The organism is Nocardia sp. NPDC057353 (assembly GCF_042667085.1).
In the GTDB taxonomy this organism is placed as follows: domain Bacteria; phylum Actinomycetota; class Actinomycetes; order Mycobacteriales; family Mycobacteriaceae; genus Nocardia.
Map to the genome: position 1 here is coordinate 43,512 of NZ_JBHVAK010000047.1, position 14,568 is coordinate 58,079.

Annotated in this window: 13 protein-coding genes; 8 read left to right on the plus strand and 5 right to left on the minus strand. The window is 72.7% G+C overall.

The annotated features are described in order from the left end of the window. Positions 1-69 precede the first annotated feature (69 nt). Genes ACFUUZ_RS22790 through cofD form a run of 3 tightly spaced genes read right to left on the minus strand, consistent with a single transcriptional unit; the run spans position 70 to position 2,950 of the window. Positions 70-588, minus strand: coding sequence for an NUDIX hydrolase (locus tag ACFUUZ_RS22790; protein ID WP_378699333.1), 519 nt, complete (start codon positions 586-588; stop codon positions 70-72). Next, positions 585-1,955: a coenzyme F420-0:L-glutamate ligase gene (locus tag ACFUUZ_RS22795; RefSeq protein WP_378699335.1), complete on the minus strand. Its 1,371-nt coding sequence runs from the start codon at positions 1,953-1,955 to the stop codon at positions 585-587. Before ACFUUZ_RS22795 ends, ACFUUZ_RS22790 begins: the two co-directional genes overlap by 4 nt. After that, positions 1,952-2,950 (minus strand): 2-phospho-L-lactate transferase, encoded by a 999-nt coding sequence (cofD, locus tag ACFUUZ_RS22800; RefSeq protein WP_378699337.1) that lies wholly within the window; start codon positions 2,948-2,950, stop codon positions 1,952-1,954. Before cofD ends, ACFUUZ_RS22795 begins: the two co-directional genes overlap by 4 nt. Before the next feature lie 508 nt (positions 2,951-3,458). Here cofD and ACFUUZ_RS22805 point away from each other — a divergent pair. The 6 genes from ACFUUZ_RS22805 to manA all read left to right on the plus strand — a co-directional run bounded on the left by ACFUUZ_RS22805 (position 3,459) and on the right by manA (position 8,942). After that, positions 3,459-3,692 (plus strand): WhiB family transcriptional regulator, encoded by a 234-nt coding sequence (locus ACFUUZ_RS22805; protein ID WP_157103768.1) that lies wholly within the window; start codon positions 3,459-3,461, stop codon positions 3,690-3,692. A 102-nt stretch (positions 3,693-3,794) separates the two neighbouring features. Then, positions 3,795-4,286: a metallopeptidase family protein gene (locus ACFUUZ_RS22810; protein WP_378699339.1), complete on the plus strand. Its 492-nt coding sequence runs from the start codon at positions 3,795-3,797 to the stop codon at positions 4,284-4,286. A 98-nt stretch (positions 4,287-4,384) separates the two neighbouring features. Then, positions 4,385-4,759, plus strand: a complete 375-nt coding sequence (locus ACFUUZ_RS22815) for a DUF3499 domain-containing protein (protein WP_378699363.1) — start codon at positions 4,385-4,387, stop codon at positions 4,757-4,759. A 223-nt stretch (positions 4,760-4,982) separates the two neighbouring features. After that, positions 4,983-6,359 (plus strand): phosphomannomutase/phosphoglucomutase, encoded by a 1,377-nt coding sequence (locus tag ACFUUZ_RS22820; RefSeq protein ID WP_378699341.1) that lies wholly within the window; start codon positions 4,983-4,985, stop codon positions 6,357-6,359. A gap of 112 nt (positions 6,360-6,471) precedes the next feature. Then, positions 6,472-7,671 (plus strand): tobH protein, encoded by a 1,200-nt coding sequence (locus ACFUUZ_RS22825; RefSeq protein WP_378699342.1) that lies wholly within the window; start codon positions 6,472-6,474, stop codon positions 7,669-7,671. Next, positions 7,671-8,942, plus strand: a complete 1,272-nt coding sequence (gene manA / locus ACFUUZ_RS22830; RefSeq protein ID WP_378699344.1) for a mannose-6-phosphate isomerase, class I — start codon at positions 7,671-7,673, stop codon at positions 8,940-8,942. Before ACFUUZ_RS22825 ends, manA begins: the two co-directional genes overlap by 1 nt. A 64-nt stretch (positions 8,943-9,006) precedes the next feature. Here manA and ACFUUZ_RS22835 read toward each other — a convergent pair whose 3' ends face one another. Then, positions 9,007-10,479, minus strand: a complete 1,473-nt coding sequence (locus ACFUUZ_RS22835) for a phytoene desaturase family protein (RefSeq protein WP_378699346.1) — start codon at positions 10,477-10,479, stop codon at positions 9,007-9,009. Positions 10,480-10,649: 170 nt separating this feature from the next. Further along, the gene (locus ACFUUZ_RS22840; RefSeq protein ID WP_378699348.1) at positions 10,650-12,038 is read right to left on the minus strand and encodes a cation:dicarboxylate symporter family transporter; all 1,389 of its coding nucleotides are present in this window, start codon (positions 12,036-12,038) and stop codon (positions 10,650-10,652) included. 112 nt (positions 12,039-12,150) lie between these two features. Between ACFUUZ_RS22840 and ACFUUZ_RS22845 the strand changes: the two genes are divergently transcribed. Further along, positions 12,151-13,746, plus strand: a complete 1,596-nt coding sequence (locus ACFUUZ_RS22845) for an ATP-binding protein (protein ID WP_378699350.1) — start codon at positions 12,151-12,153, stop codon at positions 13,744-13,746. Beyond that, on the plus strand, positions 13,743-14,435 hold the full coding sequence (locus ACFUUZ_RS22850) for a response regulator (RefSeq protein WP_378699352.1): 693 nt from the start codon (positions 13,743-13,745) through the stop codon (positions 14,433-14,435). Before ACFUUZ_RS22845 ends, ACFUUZ_RS22850 begins: the two co-directional genes overlap by 4 nt. The last annotated feature ends 133 nt before the right edge of the window (positions 14,436-14,568 follow it).

The following is a 14,568-nucleotide window of genomic DNA, read 5'->3' on the forward strand; positions in this document are numbered from 1 at the left end:
CGTTACGGCGTTGAGTTGACGATACCGCCGATCGTGTCGGCAATCTATACAAATCGAAGAATTTGTAAATCAGGGCAGCGGGATGTCCGCTCCTTCCGGCAGCGCGTCCACCGGCCACCAGCGCAGATCGGTCGACTCGCTGCTGCGCACCGGCACCGCGCCCGGCGGCGCGGTGATCCGGAACAGCAGGTCGAGGTGGCGCGTCGGCTGCCCGAGCGAGCAGGTGATGGGGTGCGCCTGCGCGCCGGAGAGCCCGGGCTCCAGGGTCAGGTCGAGAATCCCGGACTCCTCGACGGCCTCGCGCAACGCGGCGTCGGCCACGGTCTCGTCCGACTCCTCGCAGTGCCCGCCGAGCTGGATCCAGCGCCCGACCCTGGGGTGCAGGGTGAGCAGCACCTCCCGGCCGTCGTGCGACCAGACGAGCGCAGATGCCGTCACGTGACCGGGCGCGTGCTCCCGCAGACACCCCCGCGGCGCCGAGCCGAGGAAGGCGAGCATCGCCTCGCGCAGCGAGCGCTCGCCCCGCTCGGCGGGCGCCCACTCGGTGAGCAGCGCGGTGGCCGAGCGGTGCAGCGACTCCGCGCTCACAGCTCGACCAGCGCGTCGCCCGGCGTGCGCGGGGAGCGCGCGGCGAACTCCTCCTCGGCGTGCCCGATGGCGATGGCGCCCAGCGGTTTCCAGTCCTCCGGCAGGCCGAGCACGGCGCGGGTGGTGGCCGGGGCGAAGATGGTCGACCCGATCCAGCAGCTGCCGAGCCCCTCGGTGGCCAGCGCCACCAGCAGCCCCTGCACCGCGGCGCCGACCGCGACGGTGAACATGGTCTGCTCGGCGGCGCGGCGGGTGGCGTCGGGGTAGTCGTGCGCGCCGTCCGGCACGCAGCACGGGATCACCACCTCGGGGGCGTCGAAGAGAATGCGGCCCCTGGCGATTCGGCGTTCGACGCGCTCCGGGTCGAGGCCGTCGCGGGTCAGGTCGGCGCGCCAGGCGGCGGCCAGCTCGGTGAGCAGCCGCTCGCGGAGCTCGCGGGTGCGCACCCAGACGAAGCGCACCGGCCGGGTGTGGTGCGGGGCGGGCGCGGTGAGCGCGACCCCGATGGCGGCGCGCACCCGCTCGGGCTCGACCGGCTCCGCGGTGAAGCGGCGCACCGAGCGGCGGCGCAGCACGGCCTCCCTGCGGCCCTTCTCGATCGCCTCGGCGGTGCCGAGCCAGAAGAGGTCCTCGTCGCCGCGGCGGATCAGGTCGGCGGCGGTCGAGCCGTCGTCAACGACCGGGAGCCCGCGGACCACGGCCACCGGGACGCCGCCCAGCTTGCCCTTCACCAGATCGGCGGCGGCGGCCAGCTCGTCGGCCACGGCGACCAGGGTGACCTGGAGTTCATTGCCCTGGCCGTCGACGGCGCCCGCGTAGTCGTGCAGGACGCGCAGGCCGCTGGCGCCGATCGCGGCGTCGGTCTGGCCGTTGCGCCAGGCGCGGCCCATGGTGTCGGTGATCAGCACCGCCACCCGGACACCGAGCCGCTCGGCCAGGCCGCGGCGCAGCGCGGCGGCGCTGCCGTCCGGGTCGGCGGGGAGCAGCACCAGCTCGTCGCGCTCGACATTGGAGCCGTCGACGCCGGAGGCGGCCTGCACGATGCCGAGCTTGTTCTCGGTGATCAGGGTGCGGCCCTTGCGGGCGAGCACGCGCACGGCCTCCTGCGCCACCAGTGCGCGCCGCGCGGCATCGCGCTCGTCGGGATCGCTGGGCGCGTGCGCGATCCGGCCCTCCGCCTTGGCGACGATCTTGCTGGTGACCACGAGGATGTCGCCGTCGGCGAGCCAGGGGGCCCGCTCGGCCAGGTGGGCCGCCAGGTCGTCGCCCGGCCGGAACTCGGGCAGCCCGGTGACCGGAAGGATGCGCAGCTCGCCCGCCGCGTGATCGGCCTGCGCCCCCGGCGTGTGCTCCGAATCGAAAGTCACGGCTTCACCCCCGCCAGATCCAGCGCTTCCTTGACCATTTCCGCCGTCGCGGCGGGATCGGTCATGAGCAGCGGGACGCTGCGCACCTCGACGCCGTCGACCGCGGCACTGTCGGTGCTGTGGATGAGCCAGCCGTCCAGGATGCCGGTGCCGGAGCGGGCGCCGTAGTGCGCGCCGACGGCCTCCGCGGTCGTCGGCACCCCGATCACGGAGAGGCACTCGTCGGCCATGCCGCGCAGCGGCTTTCCGTCGATGACCGGCGAGAGCCCGATCACCGGCGCGGCGGTGGTGCGCAGCGCGCCGCGAATGCCGGGAACGGCGAGAATGGAACCGATGCTCACCACCGGGTTCGACGGGGCGAGTAATACCGCATCAGCACTCTCTATGACTTCGATCACATTCGGTCCCGGTTTCGCCTCGTCCGCCCCGATTGTGGCGAATCCATGGGTCGGGATGTTCGCGCGATAGCGAACCCACCACTCCTGGAAATGGATCGCGCGACGTTCGCCGGGGTTGTCCGCGTCGTCGACAACGACATGGGTTTCGCAGCGATCATCGGTTGCCGGGAGAAGTTTCACGCCCGGTTGCCACCGATTGCAGAGCGCTTCGGTGACCGCCGACAGCGGATACCCGGCGCGCAACATTTCACTGCGAATCAGGTGCGTGGCGATATCCCGATCACCGAGCCCGAACCAGTCCGGCTGCGCGCGATAAGCCGCCAGCTCCTCCTTCGCGTGCCAGGTCTCGCCGACCCGGCCCCAGCCGCGCTCGGTATCGATCCCGCCGCCCAGCGTGTACATGCAGGTATCCAGGTCGGGGCAGATGCGGAGGCCGTGCATCCAGACGTCGTCGCCGACATTCACGATCGCCGAGATCTCGGCATCGGGCAGCAATTGCCGGACGCCCTGCAGGAAGCGCGCGCCACCGACTCCGCCGACCAGCACCGCGATCCGCCGCCCCGCGCCGGGCGCGGCATCCGCTCGTTGTCCACTCACATCCCGAGAGCCTAGGCCCTGGTGCGATCGAGTACTCTTCGCGGTATATTTGCTGCTCATTTGCTATTCCGTCGGGAGAGCCCGCGGCGTAATGCGGTGCCGGATAGTAACGGAATAGCTTCATCGGCTTGACCACCGCTGGCACCGGCGTGTCTAATCACATGCATGTCATTCCGGGTTCGCGCGAGAGATCAACGCGCGAACGAGTTTTCGAACACCTGTTCGCATCGGGACGGCACGCTCGGGGATGTCCGCGGGACTACGTCGCGGGGTAGGGCCGTCGGTGGGCGCATCGGTCCGACGGAAAGAATCTTTCTGCGCTAACACACAGTGAGGAGGCGGAGCGATGGCCATTGAGCTGGACCCTTCGGGCACCCCGGACGGCGTATCGCGAACCGATTCCACAGCAGGCGCAGCTCGTGGCGTCTGCGAAGACACCGGTCGTGGCCAGGACGACGGCGGTGCCGAGGCACCCCGGTTGAGCCTGATCATCACCGGCTTCGACGAGATGTTCGACTCGATCGAGGAGCAGTGGCAGGAGCGGGCGCTCTGCGCCCAGACCGATCCGGAGGCGTTCTTCCCCGAGAAGGGCGGCTCGACCCGCGAGGCGAAACGGATCTGCCTCGGCTGCGAGGTGCGCGACGAGTGCCTCGAGTACGCCCTGGCGCACGACGAGCGCTTCGGCATCTGGGGCGGCCTCTCCGAGCGGGAGCGGCGCCGCCTCAAGCGCGGCATCGTCTGAGCGGGCGCTCACGCCGCCCCGGCGCGCGAGCGTCCGGGTCCGGCGCGGGCGGCCGTGCCACGCGATAGCCACGGCGGCGGGCGGAGCGGCTAGGTTCGAGCCATGGCCCGTTCCCGTCACCGCCGCCCGCCGACCGCGAGGTCGGTGATCCGCCGCGGCCGCGGTCTGCGCGGTCCGGTGCTCCCGCCGACCGTTCCCGCCTGGCGGACGCGCGGGCAGAAGTTCGACCGGCTCGTGCTCGAGGCCTTCGCGCCGCTCGACTCCAAGTGGCACGACCGCCTGACCAAACTCGACATCGCCGTCGACGATGTCCCGAAGATCCGTCCGCTGCACCCGGACTCGGTCACCTGGCCGGACGAGGTGGTGGCGGACGGCCCGGTTCCGCTCTCCCGGCTGGTGCCCGCGGGCATCGACCGGCACGGCGCCGCGACCAGGGCGCGGGTGGTGCTCTTCCGGAAGCCGCTGGAGCTGCGCGCGGGCGATCCGGACGACCTGGTGGACCTGCTGCGCGAGGTGCTCGTCCAGCAGATCGCCACCTACCTCGGGGTCGACCCGGATGTCATCGACCCGGCCGACGACGAGGAGGCCGAGTAGCCCGTGGTATGCCTTTCCGCTGCCGGTGAGACGAATTACCCAGGCGTGTCTGTCCACATGACGGGGCCCGCGGGGTTACTCTCACATTCGTGATCCCCATGCGTCGCTGCGTCCGGCCCGGCTGCAAGAATCCAGCCGTCGCGACGCTGACGTTCGTCTACTCGGACTCGACCGCCGTGGTCGGGCCGCTGGCCGTGGTCGCCGAGCCGCACTCCTGGGATCTCTGTGAAACGCACGCCTCCCGGATCACCGCCCCCAAGGGCTGGGACATGGTCCGGCACGAGGGCGGCTTCAGCACCCCGGACGACGACGACCTGACCGCGCTGGCCGAGGCGGTCCGCGAGGCCGGGCTGCGCCGCAGGCCGCCCGAGCACGAGCAGCGCGGATATCGCGAGCACACGCCGCAGCCGCCGCGCCCCGGCCGCACCGGGCGCCGCGGGCACCTCCGGGTGCTCCCCGACCCGCCCAACTGACCACGCTCCGCGCGAAACACGTCCGCAGGAACCGCCCGGCGTTACCCGCACCCGCCGACTGACCGCGCTCCGCGCGCAACTGTGTCGGCGACGCCTCCGACCGCGGGCGCCCGCCGCGTGATTTCGCTCCCCGGACGGCCGCGCCCCCTTCGCGAGCGGCCGCCGCCGCCGCGCCAACGGCCACCGTCGAGGCCGCGCGCCCGCGCCTACTAGGGTGTTCCCCATGACAGTGCCCCGCTCCGCCGACGCCGTGCGCGCGGTGATCAAGGCCTACGACGTCCGCGGTGTCGTCGGTGAACAGATCGATGCCGCGTTCGTGCGCGAGGTCGGCGGGTCGTTCGCCCGGCTGATGCGGGCCGAGCAGGCGAACCGGGTGGTCATCGGGCACGACATGCGGGCCTCCTCGCCGGAGCTGGCGGACGCCTTCGCCGACGGCGTGCGGGCGCAGGGCCTCGACGTGGTGCACATCGGGCTCGCCTCCACCGACCAGCTCTACTTCGCCAGCGGCGACCTCGACTGTCCCGGCGCCATGTTCACCGCGAGCCACAACCCGGCCCGCTACAACGGCATCAAGCTGTGCCGGGCGGGCGCCAAGCCGGTCGGGCAGGACACCGGGCTGGCCGCCATCGCGGCCGAGGTGGTCGCCGGGGTGCCCGGGTACAACGGCGCGCCGGGCGACGCGGTCCGCACCGACCTGCTCTCCGACTACGCCAAGTTCCTGCGCGGGCTGGTCGACCTGGACGGCGTCCGGCCGCTCACCGTCGCGGTGGACGCGGGCAACGGCATGGGCGGCCACACCGTGCCCGAGGTGCTCGGCAGCCTGCGGCAGCTGAGCATCGTCCCGCTCTACTTCGAGCTGGACGGCACCTTCCCGAACCACGAGGCCAACCCGCTGGACCCGGCCAACCTGGTCGACCTGCAGGCGCTGGTGCGGAGCAGCGGCGCCGACATCGGCCTCGCCTTCGACGGCGACGCCGACCGCTGCTTCGTGGTGGACGAGCAGGGCGACCCGGTCTCGCCGTCGGCGATCACCGCGCTGGTGGCCGAGCGCGAGCTGGCCAAGGAGCCGGGCGCCACCGTCATCCACAACCTGATCACCTCGCGGACCGTGCCGGAGCTCGTGGCCGAGTTGGGCGGCAACCCGGTGCGCACCAGGGTCGGGCACTCCTTCATCAAGCAGCAGATGGCCGAGACCGGCGCGGTGTTCGGCGGGGAGCACTCCGCGCACTACTACTTCCGGGACTTCTGGGGCGCCGACTCCGGCATGCTGGCGGCGCTGCACGTGCTGGCCGCGCTCGGTGAGCAGCAGCGCCCGGTCTCCGAGCTGATGGCCTCGTACACCAACTACGCCGCCTCCGGCGAGATCAACTCCACGGTGGCCGACGCCGCCGACCGCACCGCGGCCGTGCTCGACGCCTTCGCCGACCGCGCCCGCGCGGTGGACCGGCTGGACGGGGTCACCGTCGACCTGCCGGAGAACGCCTGGTTCAACCTGCGCGCGTCGAATACCGAACCGCTGCTGCGGCTGAACGTCGAAGCCAGGTCGGCGGCGGAAGTAGACGCACTCGTGACCGAGATCCTGAGCATCGTCCGCTCCTGACTGGAATAGTGGAATCACAGAGACCGCATTCGCCCGAGCCCTCGGTGTGGACGCCGGGGCGGCGGGTACGGCCCGACCGATCACACCGCGATGAGGGGAGGTGGGACGCCCGATGATCGCTGGAACACCGGTGCTCGACCTCGACGATGCCGCGTCGATCGCAGCCGCCGACGGAGCCGGTCTGCTGCGCTCCGCCGCATCCGGCGGGGCCCAGGTGCGGGCCACCGCGGCGGCCGTCACCGAGAACGCGCTCGCCACACTGCCGAGATCCGGGGCCCGCAGCCTGGTGATCGTGACCGGCTCCGGCCGCGCCGCACGGGCCGCCGCGCTGCTGATCGCCGCGCTGGGGCCGCAGGCCGGGCTGCCGGTCGTCCCGGTCGCCACGCTGCCCGCCTGGGTCGGCGCGCTGGACGTCGTGCTGGTCGCGGGCGACGACGCGGGTGACCCGCGGCTGCTGGAGGCGGTGGACCGGGCCCTGCGCCGCGGCGCCGAGGTGGTGGTCGCCGCGCCGATCGAGGGGCCGCTGGCCGCCGCGGCGGGGGGAAGGGCCGCGTTGCTGGAGCCGCGGGTCCCGGTCCTCGACCACAACCGGCTGCTGCGCTACTTCGCCGCCGGGCTCGCCGTGCTCGCCGCCATCGATCCCGGCCGCGCCGGGGTCGCGGTGCCCGACCTGGACAAGCTCGCCGACATCCTCGATGCCGAGGCGCTGCGCGACGGCCCCGAGCACGAGGTCTTCCACAACCCGGCCAAGACGCTGGCCGCCAGGATGCGGCAGCACCGGGTGGTCTTCAGCGGCGACTCGCCCGCGACGGCGGCGCTGGCCGGGCACGCGGCCGAGGTGCTGCTGCAGGCGGCCGGGCAGGTCGCGGCGGCGGTGAACCTGGCCGAGGCGGTCGCCGCGCAGCCGCGGCTGGTCGCGGTGGCGGCCACCGCGGCGCCCGACTTCGACCCGCTCTTCCACGACGAGGAACTGGACGGCCCCGCCCCGGTGGAGCGGGTCCGGATCTTCGTGCTCAGCGCCGACGCCGACCAGGCGGCGGCGGGCAGGCGGATCGCGCGCTTCGGCGGCGACGGCGCGGGCCCGGTCGACGCCGACCTGGTGAACGCCGAGCTGGACCTGCTGCACAGCGGGCTGATCGACCCGGCCGCGCCCGCCACCCCGCCTGCTGATGCCGCGCCCTCGCCCGGCCGTGGCGGCGAGGTCGAGCAGCTGGCGGTGCTGGCGCTGCGGCTGGAGATGGCCGCGGCCTACCTCGGGCTGCTCGCCGCTCCCGGCAGCGCGCCGGACTCCTACGACGGGGGACGCTTCTAGTGCACGAACTGGTGGGTGCGCTGCGCTCGTACGCCTGGGGGTCGCGCACCGCGCTGGCGGAGCTGTGCGGCAGGCCGGTGCCGTCGGCGCACCCGGAGGCCGAGCTGTGGTTCGGCGCGCACCCGGCCGACCCGGCGCACGTCGTGCTGGACGGCGCGGGCACGCGCTCCCTGCTCGACCTGGTCTCCGCCGACCCCGAGCACGAGCTGGGCTGGGCCGCACCGCCCTTCGACAGCAGGCTGCCGTTCCTGCTCAAGCTGCTCGCGGCCGAGGAGCCGCTCTCGCTGCAGGCGCACCCGAGTCTGGAGCAGGCGCGCGCCGGGTTCCGCCGGGAGAACGCCGCCGAGGTCGCGCTGGACTCGCCGCTGCGCAACTACCGGGACGAGAACCACAAGCCGGAGCTGGTGGTCGCGCTGGAGCGGTTCGAGGCGCTGGCCGGGTTCCGCGAGCCGACCCGCACCGTTGAGCTGCTGCGCGCGCTGGACGTCGGCGAGCTGGCGCACTACGCCGAGCTGCTGGCGGCCCAGCCGGACGCCTCCGGGCTGCGCATGCTCTTCACCACCTGGATCACGCTGCCGCACGCCGCGCTCGCCGGGCTGCTGCCCGCGGTGCTGGACGGCTGCGTGCGCTACCTCTCCGGCCGGGGGCCGCGGCCGTTCGCCGCCGAGGCCAAGACGGCGCTGGAGCTCGCCGAGGCCTACCCGGGCGATGCCGGGGTGCTGGCCGCGCTGCTGCTGAACCGGATCACGCTGCAGCCGGGCCAGGGGCTCTTCCTCGCGGCGGGCAACCTGCACGCCTACCTGCGCGGGCTGGCCGTTGAGATCATGGCCAACTCGGACAATGTGCTGCGCGGTGGGCTCACCCCCAAGCACGTCGACGTCCCCGAGCTGCTCCGGGTGCTCGACTTCGAGCCGATCGAGCTGCCGGTGGTGCTGCCGGAGCCTGCGGGCGACGGCTCGGTGCGCTACCGCACCCCGGCGCCGGAGTTCGCGCTGCGCCGCTTCGATCTCGCCGCGGGCGCCGCGCACGTGCCGCTCACGCACGCCGGGCCCGGCATCGTGCTCTGCACCGCGGGGCGGGTGCGGCTGCACGACCACACCGGCGCCGCGGTCACCCTGGAGCGCGGCGGCGCGGCCTGGGTCTCCGCCGCCGACATCGACATTCGCGCGCAGGCGTTGGACGGGCAGGCCCAGGTGTTCTGCGCCTGCGTCGGCAGCACCGCCGAACTCCGTGTCCCGGCCCGGCCCGAGCAGAGGGCCGGGCTGGCCTAGTCCGATCGCCGCGCGCGGCGCACCGTGCCGGAGCGGCACGGGTTATCGCGAAGGGGACTGATCGCTACCGAACGCCCGCGCCCGCCTGAGCGCGGAGCAGCGTGAGCGGGTCGGTCTCGATGCCGAACCGCTCGCGCAGCGCGTGGCCCGCGGCGTGCATGCCGGACATGCCGTGCACGCCGGGGCCGGGCGGGGTCGAGGACGAGCAGAGGTAGACCCCTGGCAGCGGGGTGCGGTACGGGTTCCAGCGCGGCGCGGGCCGAAAGGCGGTCTGCCACAGGTTCATCGCGCCGGCCGAGATGTCGCCGCCGACGTAGTTGGCGTTGTGCGCGGGCAGCTGGGCGGCGGTGTAGACGTGGGTGTCCAGGATCAGGTCGCGGAAGCCGGGGGCGAAGCGGGAGATCTGGGCGATGATGTCCTCGCTGATGTCCCTGGTCGAGCCGTGCGGCACGTGCGCGTAGGTGTAGAAGGTGTGCTTGCCCGCGGGCGCGCGGGTGTCGTCCACCACGTCGGGCTGGATGGCGAGCACGTACGGGCGCGGGGCGTGCCTGCCCGCGGCGACCGCCTGCTCGGCGGCCATCGCCTCGGCCCTGCTCCCGACGACGTGCAGGGTGCCCGCGCGGTCGCAGCCGTCGGCCTGCCACGGCACCGGGCCGGAGAGCGCGAAGTCCACCTTGCAGGCGGCGCCGCCGTACTTGAAGCGGCGCAGCGTATTCGCGTAGCGCTCGGGCAGGTCGGTGGTGGCGAGCCGGAGCAGCTCGGCCGGGGCGGTGTCGAGCAGGATCGCCTTCGCCTCCGGGAAGTCGCGCAGCGAGTCGACCCGGTGGCCGGTGATCACCCGGCCGCCCAGCCGCTCCAACTCGGCGATCATGGCGTTCGGGATGGCCTGGCTGCCGCCGCGCGGGATCACCCAGCCACCCACGTGCGCCAGCGTGCCGAGCAGCAGCGCGGCGCCGACCGCGGGCAGCTTGTTCGGCGGGATGATGGCGTGCGTGGCGATGCCGGTGAGCAGCGCGGGGGCGTTGGCCTCCTGGAACCGGATATTCCAGGCCGGGCTGCCCTGCTCCAGCATGCGCAGCCCGAAGCGGATGGTGGTCGCCCTGGCGATGGGCAGGTGCCGCATGTCCGACATGGCCAGCTCGACCACCTCGGGCCAGCGCCGGACCAGCGGCTCGAAGAGCCTGCGCCAGGCCGGGCCGTCCACGCCGAGCCCGTCGACGGTGCGGTCCAGGTCGCGCCAGGCGAGCCCGGCGGTGCCGCCGTCCATCGGGTGCGCGTAGGAGACCTCGGGGGCGAGCAGCTCGACGCCGTGCGCCGCCAGGTCGAAGGCCTGGAAGAAGGGCGCCGCCAGCGCCATCGGGTGCGCGCCCGCGCAGACGTCGTGGTGGAAGCCCGGGAGCGTCAGCTCGGCGGTGCGGGAGCCGCCGCCCGCGGCCTCGTGCGCCTCGTACACCTCGACCGAGAGCCCGGCCCTGGCCAGCACAACGGCGGCGGCGAGCCCGTTGGGCCCGGAGCCGACGACAACCACATCTGCCATATGTAAACGCTACCCACGACACAGCGGCGCAACCTGTGTTCTCGGCCCGCTGGCGCGGGCGGGGTTCGCGGCCCCTGGTGTCCCGCCTCCGAGCACTCGAGTCTCGAGCCTTCGGCTCGTGCGCTTTCGAGTGCTCGGAGACGGGACGGCCGCGAACCCGGGGCAACCGGTCAGGCTCTGACGAGTTCCTTTTCGGTGGACGGGACCTGCTCGGCCTGCTCGCCGTGCTCGTCGTCGAGCATGGTCTGCTCGTCGAAGGGGAGCTTGCGGTCGAGCACCTCGGCGACCCTGGCGTTGTCGATGGTGCCGGTCCAGGTGCCGATCAGCACGGTGGCGACGGCATTGCCGGAGAAGTTGGTGAGCGCCCGCGCCTCGGACATGAAGCGGTCGATGCCGACGATCAGCCCGACGCCGTCCAGCAGGTCGGGGCGGTGGCTCTGCAGCCCGCCGGCCAGTGTCGCCAGGCCTGCGCCGGTGACCCCGGCCGCGCCCTTGGAGGCGACGATCATGAACACCAGCAGCCCGAGCTGTTCGGGCAGCGAGAGCGGCTGCCCCATGGCGTCGGCGATGAAGATCGAGGCCATCGTCAGGTAGATGGCGGTGCCGTCCAGGTTGAAGGAGTAGCCGGTCGGCACGACCACGCCGACGGTGGTGCGCTGGACGCCGAGGTGGTCCAGCTTGGCGATCAGCCGCGGCAGCGCCGACTCCGAGGACGAGGTGGCGACGATGAGCAGGTACTCGCGGGCCAGGTAGCGGCAGAGCTTGAAGATGCTCACCCGGGAGACGCTCCACATCAGCACGCCGAGCACGCCGAAGACGAAGACCAGGCAGGTGAGGTAGAAGGCGATCATCAGCGTGCCCAGCTGCAGCACCGCGTCCAGCCCGGTGCGGCCGACCACGTTGGCGATGGCGCCGAAGGCACCGATCGGGGCCAGCCAGAGGATCATCGACAGGATCCGGAAGACCAGCTTCTGGATGACGCCGATGCCGCGCAGCACCGGGTCGCCCGCGCTGCCCATGGCCTGCACCGCGAAGCCGACCAGCAGGGCCACGAAGAGCGCCTGCAGCACGCTGCCGCCGGTGAGCGCGGAGAGCAGGCTGGTCGGGATGATGCCCTGCAGGAACTCGACGGTGCCGCCGCCCGCGTGCGCCTGGTCGGCGTACTGGGCGCCCGCGCCCGCGTCCTGCCCGAGGTTCATGCCGGTGCCGGGGTCGAGCAGGTTGCCGACGACGAGGCCGATGCCGAGCGCGACGGTGGACATGATCAGGAAGTAGCCGAGGGCGAGGCCGCCGACCTTGCCGACGGTGGCCGCCTTCCGCACCGAGCCGATGCCGAGCACGATGGTGCAGAAGATCACCGGGGCGATCATCATCTTGATCAGGTTGACGAACATGGTGCCGAGCGGGGCGAGCGCCTTGCCCGCCTCCGGCGCCAGCCAGCCGACCAGGATGCCGCCGACCACGGCGATGATCACCGCGATGTAGAGCCAGTGCGTGCGGTCCCGCCGGGCCGGAGGGCCGTCCGTCTCCGGTACCTCGGTTTTCGTGGTGTCGCTCATTGCGATGTTCCTTCTGGTCGTTGCCCCCGCGCCGGCGGCCGATGCCGCCCGTGTGCTCAGGATGTTCCCCGCCAGTGACATGGGTCACTGTTTGGTGCATTACGTTCGTGTGGTGCGGTTTCCCAGCGGACAACAACGAAAGAAACGGCACGAAGGGAACAGAACCGGCCTCACCCTGGCCGGCCAGGCCTTCGTGCTGCAGCTCGCGGTGGTCGCGCTGATCGTGGCGGCGGGCGCGGTGCTCGCCGTGGTGGACGCCAGGCACGACAGCGACGCCGCCACCGCGCAGGAGGTGGTGGACGTCGCGGTGAGCCTCGCCCGCTCCCCCGGGCTGGTCGACGCGGTGCGCTCGGAGGACCCGACGCTGCGGCTGCAGCCGGTCACCGAGCGCATCCGGCGCGAGACCGGCATGGACTTCATCGTGGTCATGGCGCCGGACCGGACCCGCTACACGCACACCGAGCCGGACCGGATCGGCCAGGCCTTCACCGGGACCATCGACCGCGCGCTGGCGGGCCAGACCTTCACCGAGACCTACACCGGGTCGCTCGGCCCTTCGATCCGCGCGGTCACCCCGGTGTACGACGGCGAGACCGTGGTCGCGCTGGTCTCGGCCGGGGTCACCAGGGCGCGGATCGGCGACGAGGTGGGCGGGCAGCTGAGCTCGATCCTCGCCGTCGCGATCGCCGGGCTGGCCACCGCGGCGGGCGGCTCCTTCCTGATCGGGCGCAGGCTGCGCAGGCAGACGCACGGCCTCGCCCCCGCCGAGCTGCGCGCCATGTACGAGCACCACGACGCGGTGCTGCACTCGGTGCACGAGGGGCTGGTGGTCTTCGGGTCGGACGGCCGCGCCGACGTGGTGAACGACGAGGCGCGCAGGCTGCTCGACCTGCCGGACGGGCCGATCCTGCGCGCCGACCTTCCGGTTTCGCTGCGGCACAGCGGCAGCGGCGAGGTGCGCGACGAGACGCACGTGACCGAGGACCGGGTGCTGCTGGTCAACCAGGACGTGGTGAGCTGGGAGGGCCGCCCGATCGGCACCGTGATGACCATCCGCGACCACACCGAGCTGCGCACCGTGCTCGGCGAGCTGGACTCGGTGCGGAACTTCGCGGAGTCGCTGCGCGCGCAGGCGCACGAGTCGGCGAACCGGCTGCACACCGTGGTCACCATGGTGGAGCTGGGCCGGTACCGGGAGGCGGTGGAGTTCGCCACCGCCGAGCTGGAGCTCTCGCAGGCGCTGGTGGACCGGCTGCTCACCGCGGTGGGCGACCCGGCGCTGGCGGCGCTGCTGCTCGGCAAGGTGAACCAGGCCGCGGAGCGCTCGGTGGAGCTGACCGTCAGCCCGGAGACCGCGCTGGAGACGGTGGAGCCGCTCTCCGCGCACGAGGGCGTCACGCTGGTCGGGAACCTGGTCGACAATGCCATCGACGCCGCCGCGGACTCCGCGGACCGGTGGGTCGAGGTGACGATCGGGCGGCACGACGACACGCTGGAGGTGCGGGTGGCGGACAGCGGGCCCGGCATGTCGGCGGAGCTGTTCGCGCGCGCCGCCGAGCGCGGGTACACCACCAAGAGCGACCACCACGGCATCGGTCTGGCACTGGTGCATCGCCTGGTGTCGCGGCACGGTGGCACAATCCGGACCGACCGGGTACCCGAGAGCGCCGTGGTGGTGACGATTCCGCGAAAGGACCAGCCGTCGTGATCAGAGTGCTGATCGTCGAGGACGAACCGCTCATCGCCGAGGCGCACCGCGCCTACGTCGAGCGGCTCGCCGGGTTCACGCCGGTCCGGGTCGCGCACACCGCGCGCGACGGGATGCGGGCGGTCGCCGAGGCGTCCGCGAACGAGACCCCCATCGACCTGGTCCTGATGGATATCGGGCTGCCCGATGCCAGCGGGCTCGACCTCGCCACCGCCATGGCCGGGCTGACCCCGCGCCCCGACGTCATTGCCATCACCTCCGCGCGCGACCTCACCATGGTGCGCACCGCCGTCGCCTCCGGCGTCGTGCTCTACCTGTTGAAACCTTTCACCTTCGCCGCCTTCCGGGACAAGCTGGAGCGCTACCGCGAGTTCCGGCACGCCCTGCCCGAGGGCCAGTCCGCCGCCACCCAGCAGGAGATCGACCGCGCCTTCGGCATCCTGCGCACCAGCGACCAGCGCGCCACCACCCCGAAGGGCTTCGCCCCCCAGACGCTCCGCGAGATCTCCGAGGCGGTCCGCACCGCCCCCGACGGCGTCACCGCCACCGAGACCGCCGCCACGGTCGGCGTCTCCCGGATCACGGCATGGCGCTACCTGGAGAAACTGGCCGACGACGGCCTGGTAGACCGCAAATCCGACTACGGCCGCGCAGGCCGCCCGAAAAGCCGCTACACCTGGAAAGGCTGAACACCCCACCCCCGGCCCGGTAGCGGCGAAATCTCCCGAAGGGGGCGAGTCTTACGAGCCCCGTTCGCGGCCCGTCTCGTCGTTCAGCGCTCGAAGCGCATGCGCCGCAGGCGCGAGTCTCGAGCGCTGAACC

What these genes read in the sequence shown, in the direction of transcription:
- ACFUUZ_RS22840 (WP_378699348.1), bottom strand. Translation starts at nt 12,038, where the DNA reads ATGAGCGACACCACGAAAACCGAGGTACCGGAGACGGACGGCCCTCCG.
- ACFUUZ_RS22815 (WP_378699363.1), top strand. Translation starts at nt 4,385, where the DNA reads ATGCGTCGCTGCGTCCGGCCCGGCTGCAAGAATCCAGCCGTCGCGACG.
- ACFUUZ_RS22835 (WP_378699346.1), bottom strand. Translation starts at nt 10,479, where the DNA reads ATGGCAGATGTGGTTGTCGTCGGCTCCGGGCCCAACGGGCTCGCCGCC.
- ACFUUZ_RS22805 (WP_157103768.1), top strand. Translation starts at nt 3,459, where the DNA reads ATGTTCGACTCGATCGAGGAGCAGTGGCAGGAGCGGGCGCTCTGCGCC.
- ACFUUZ_RS22825 (WP_378699342.1), top strand. Translation starts at nt 6,472, where the DNA reads ATGATCGCTGGAACACCGGTGCTCGACCTCGACGATGCCGCGTCGATC.
- ACFUUZ_RS22810 (WP_378699339.1), top strand. Translation starts at nt 3,795, where the DNA reads ATGGCCCGTTCCCGTCACCGCCGCCCGCCGACCGCGAGGTCGGTGATC.
- ACFUUZ_RS22820 (WP_378699341.1), top strand. Translation starts at nt 4,983, where the DNA reads ATGACAGTGCCCCGCTCCGCCGACGCCGTGCGCGCGGTGATCAAGGCC.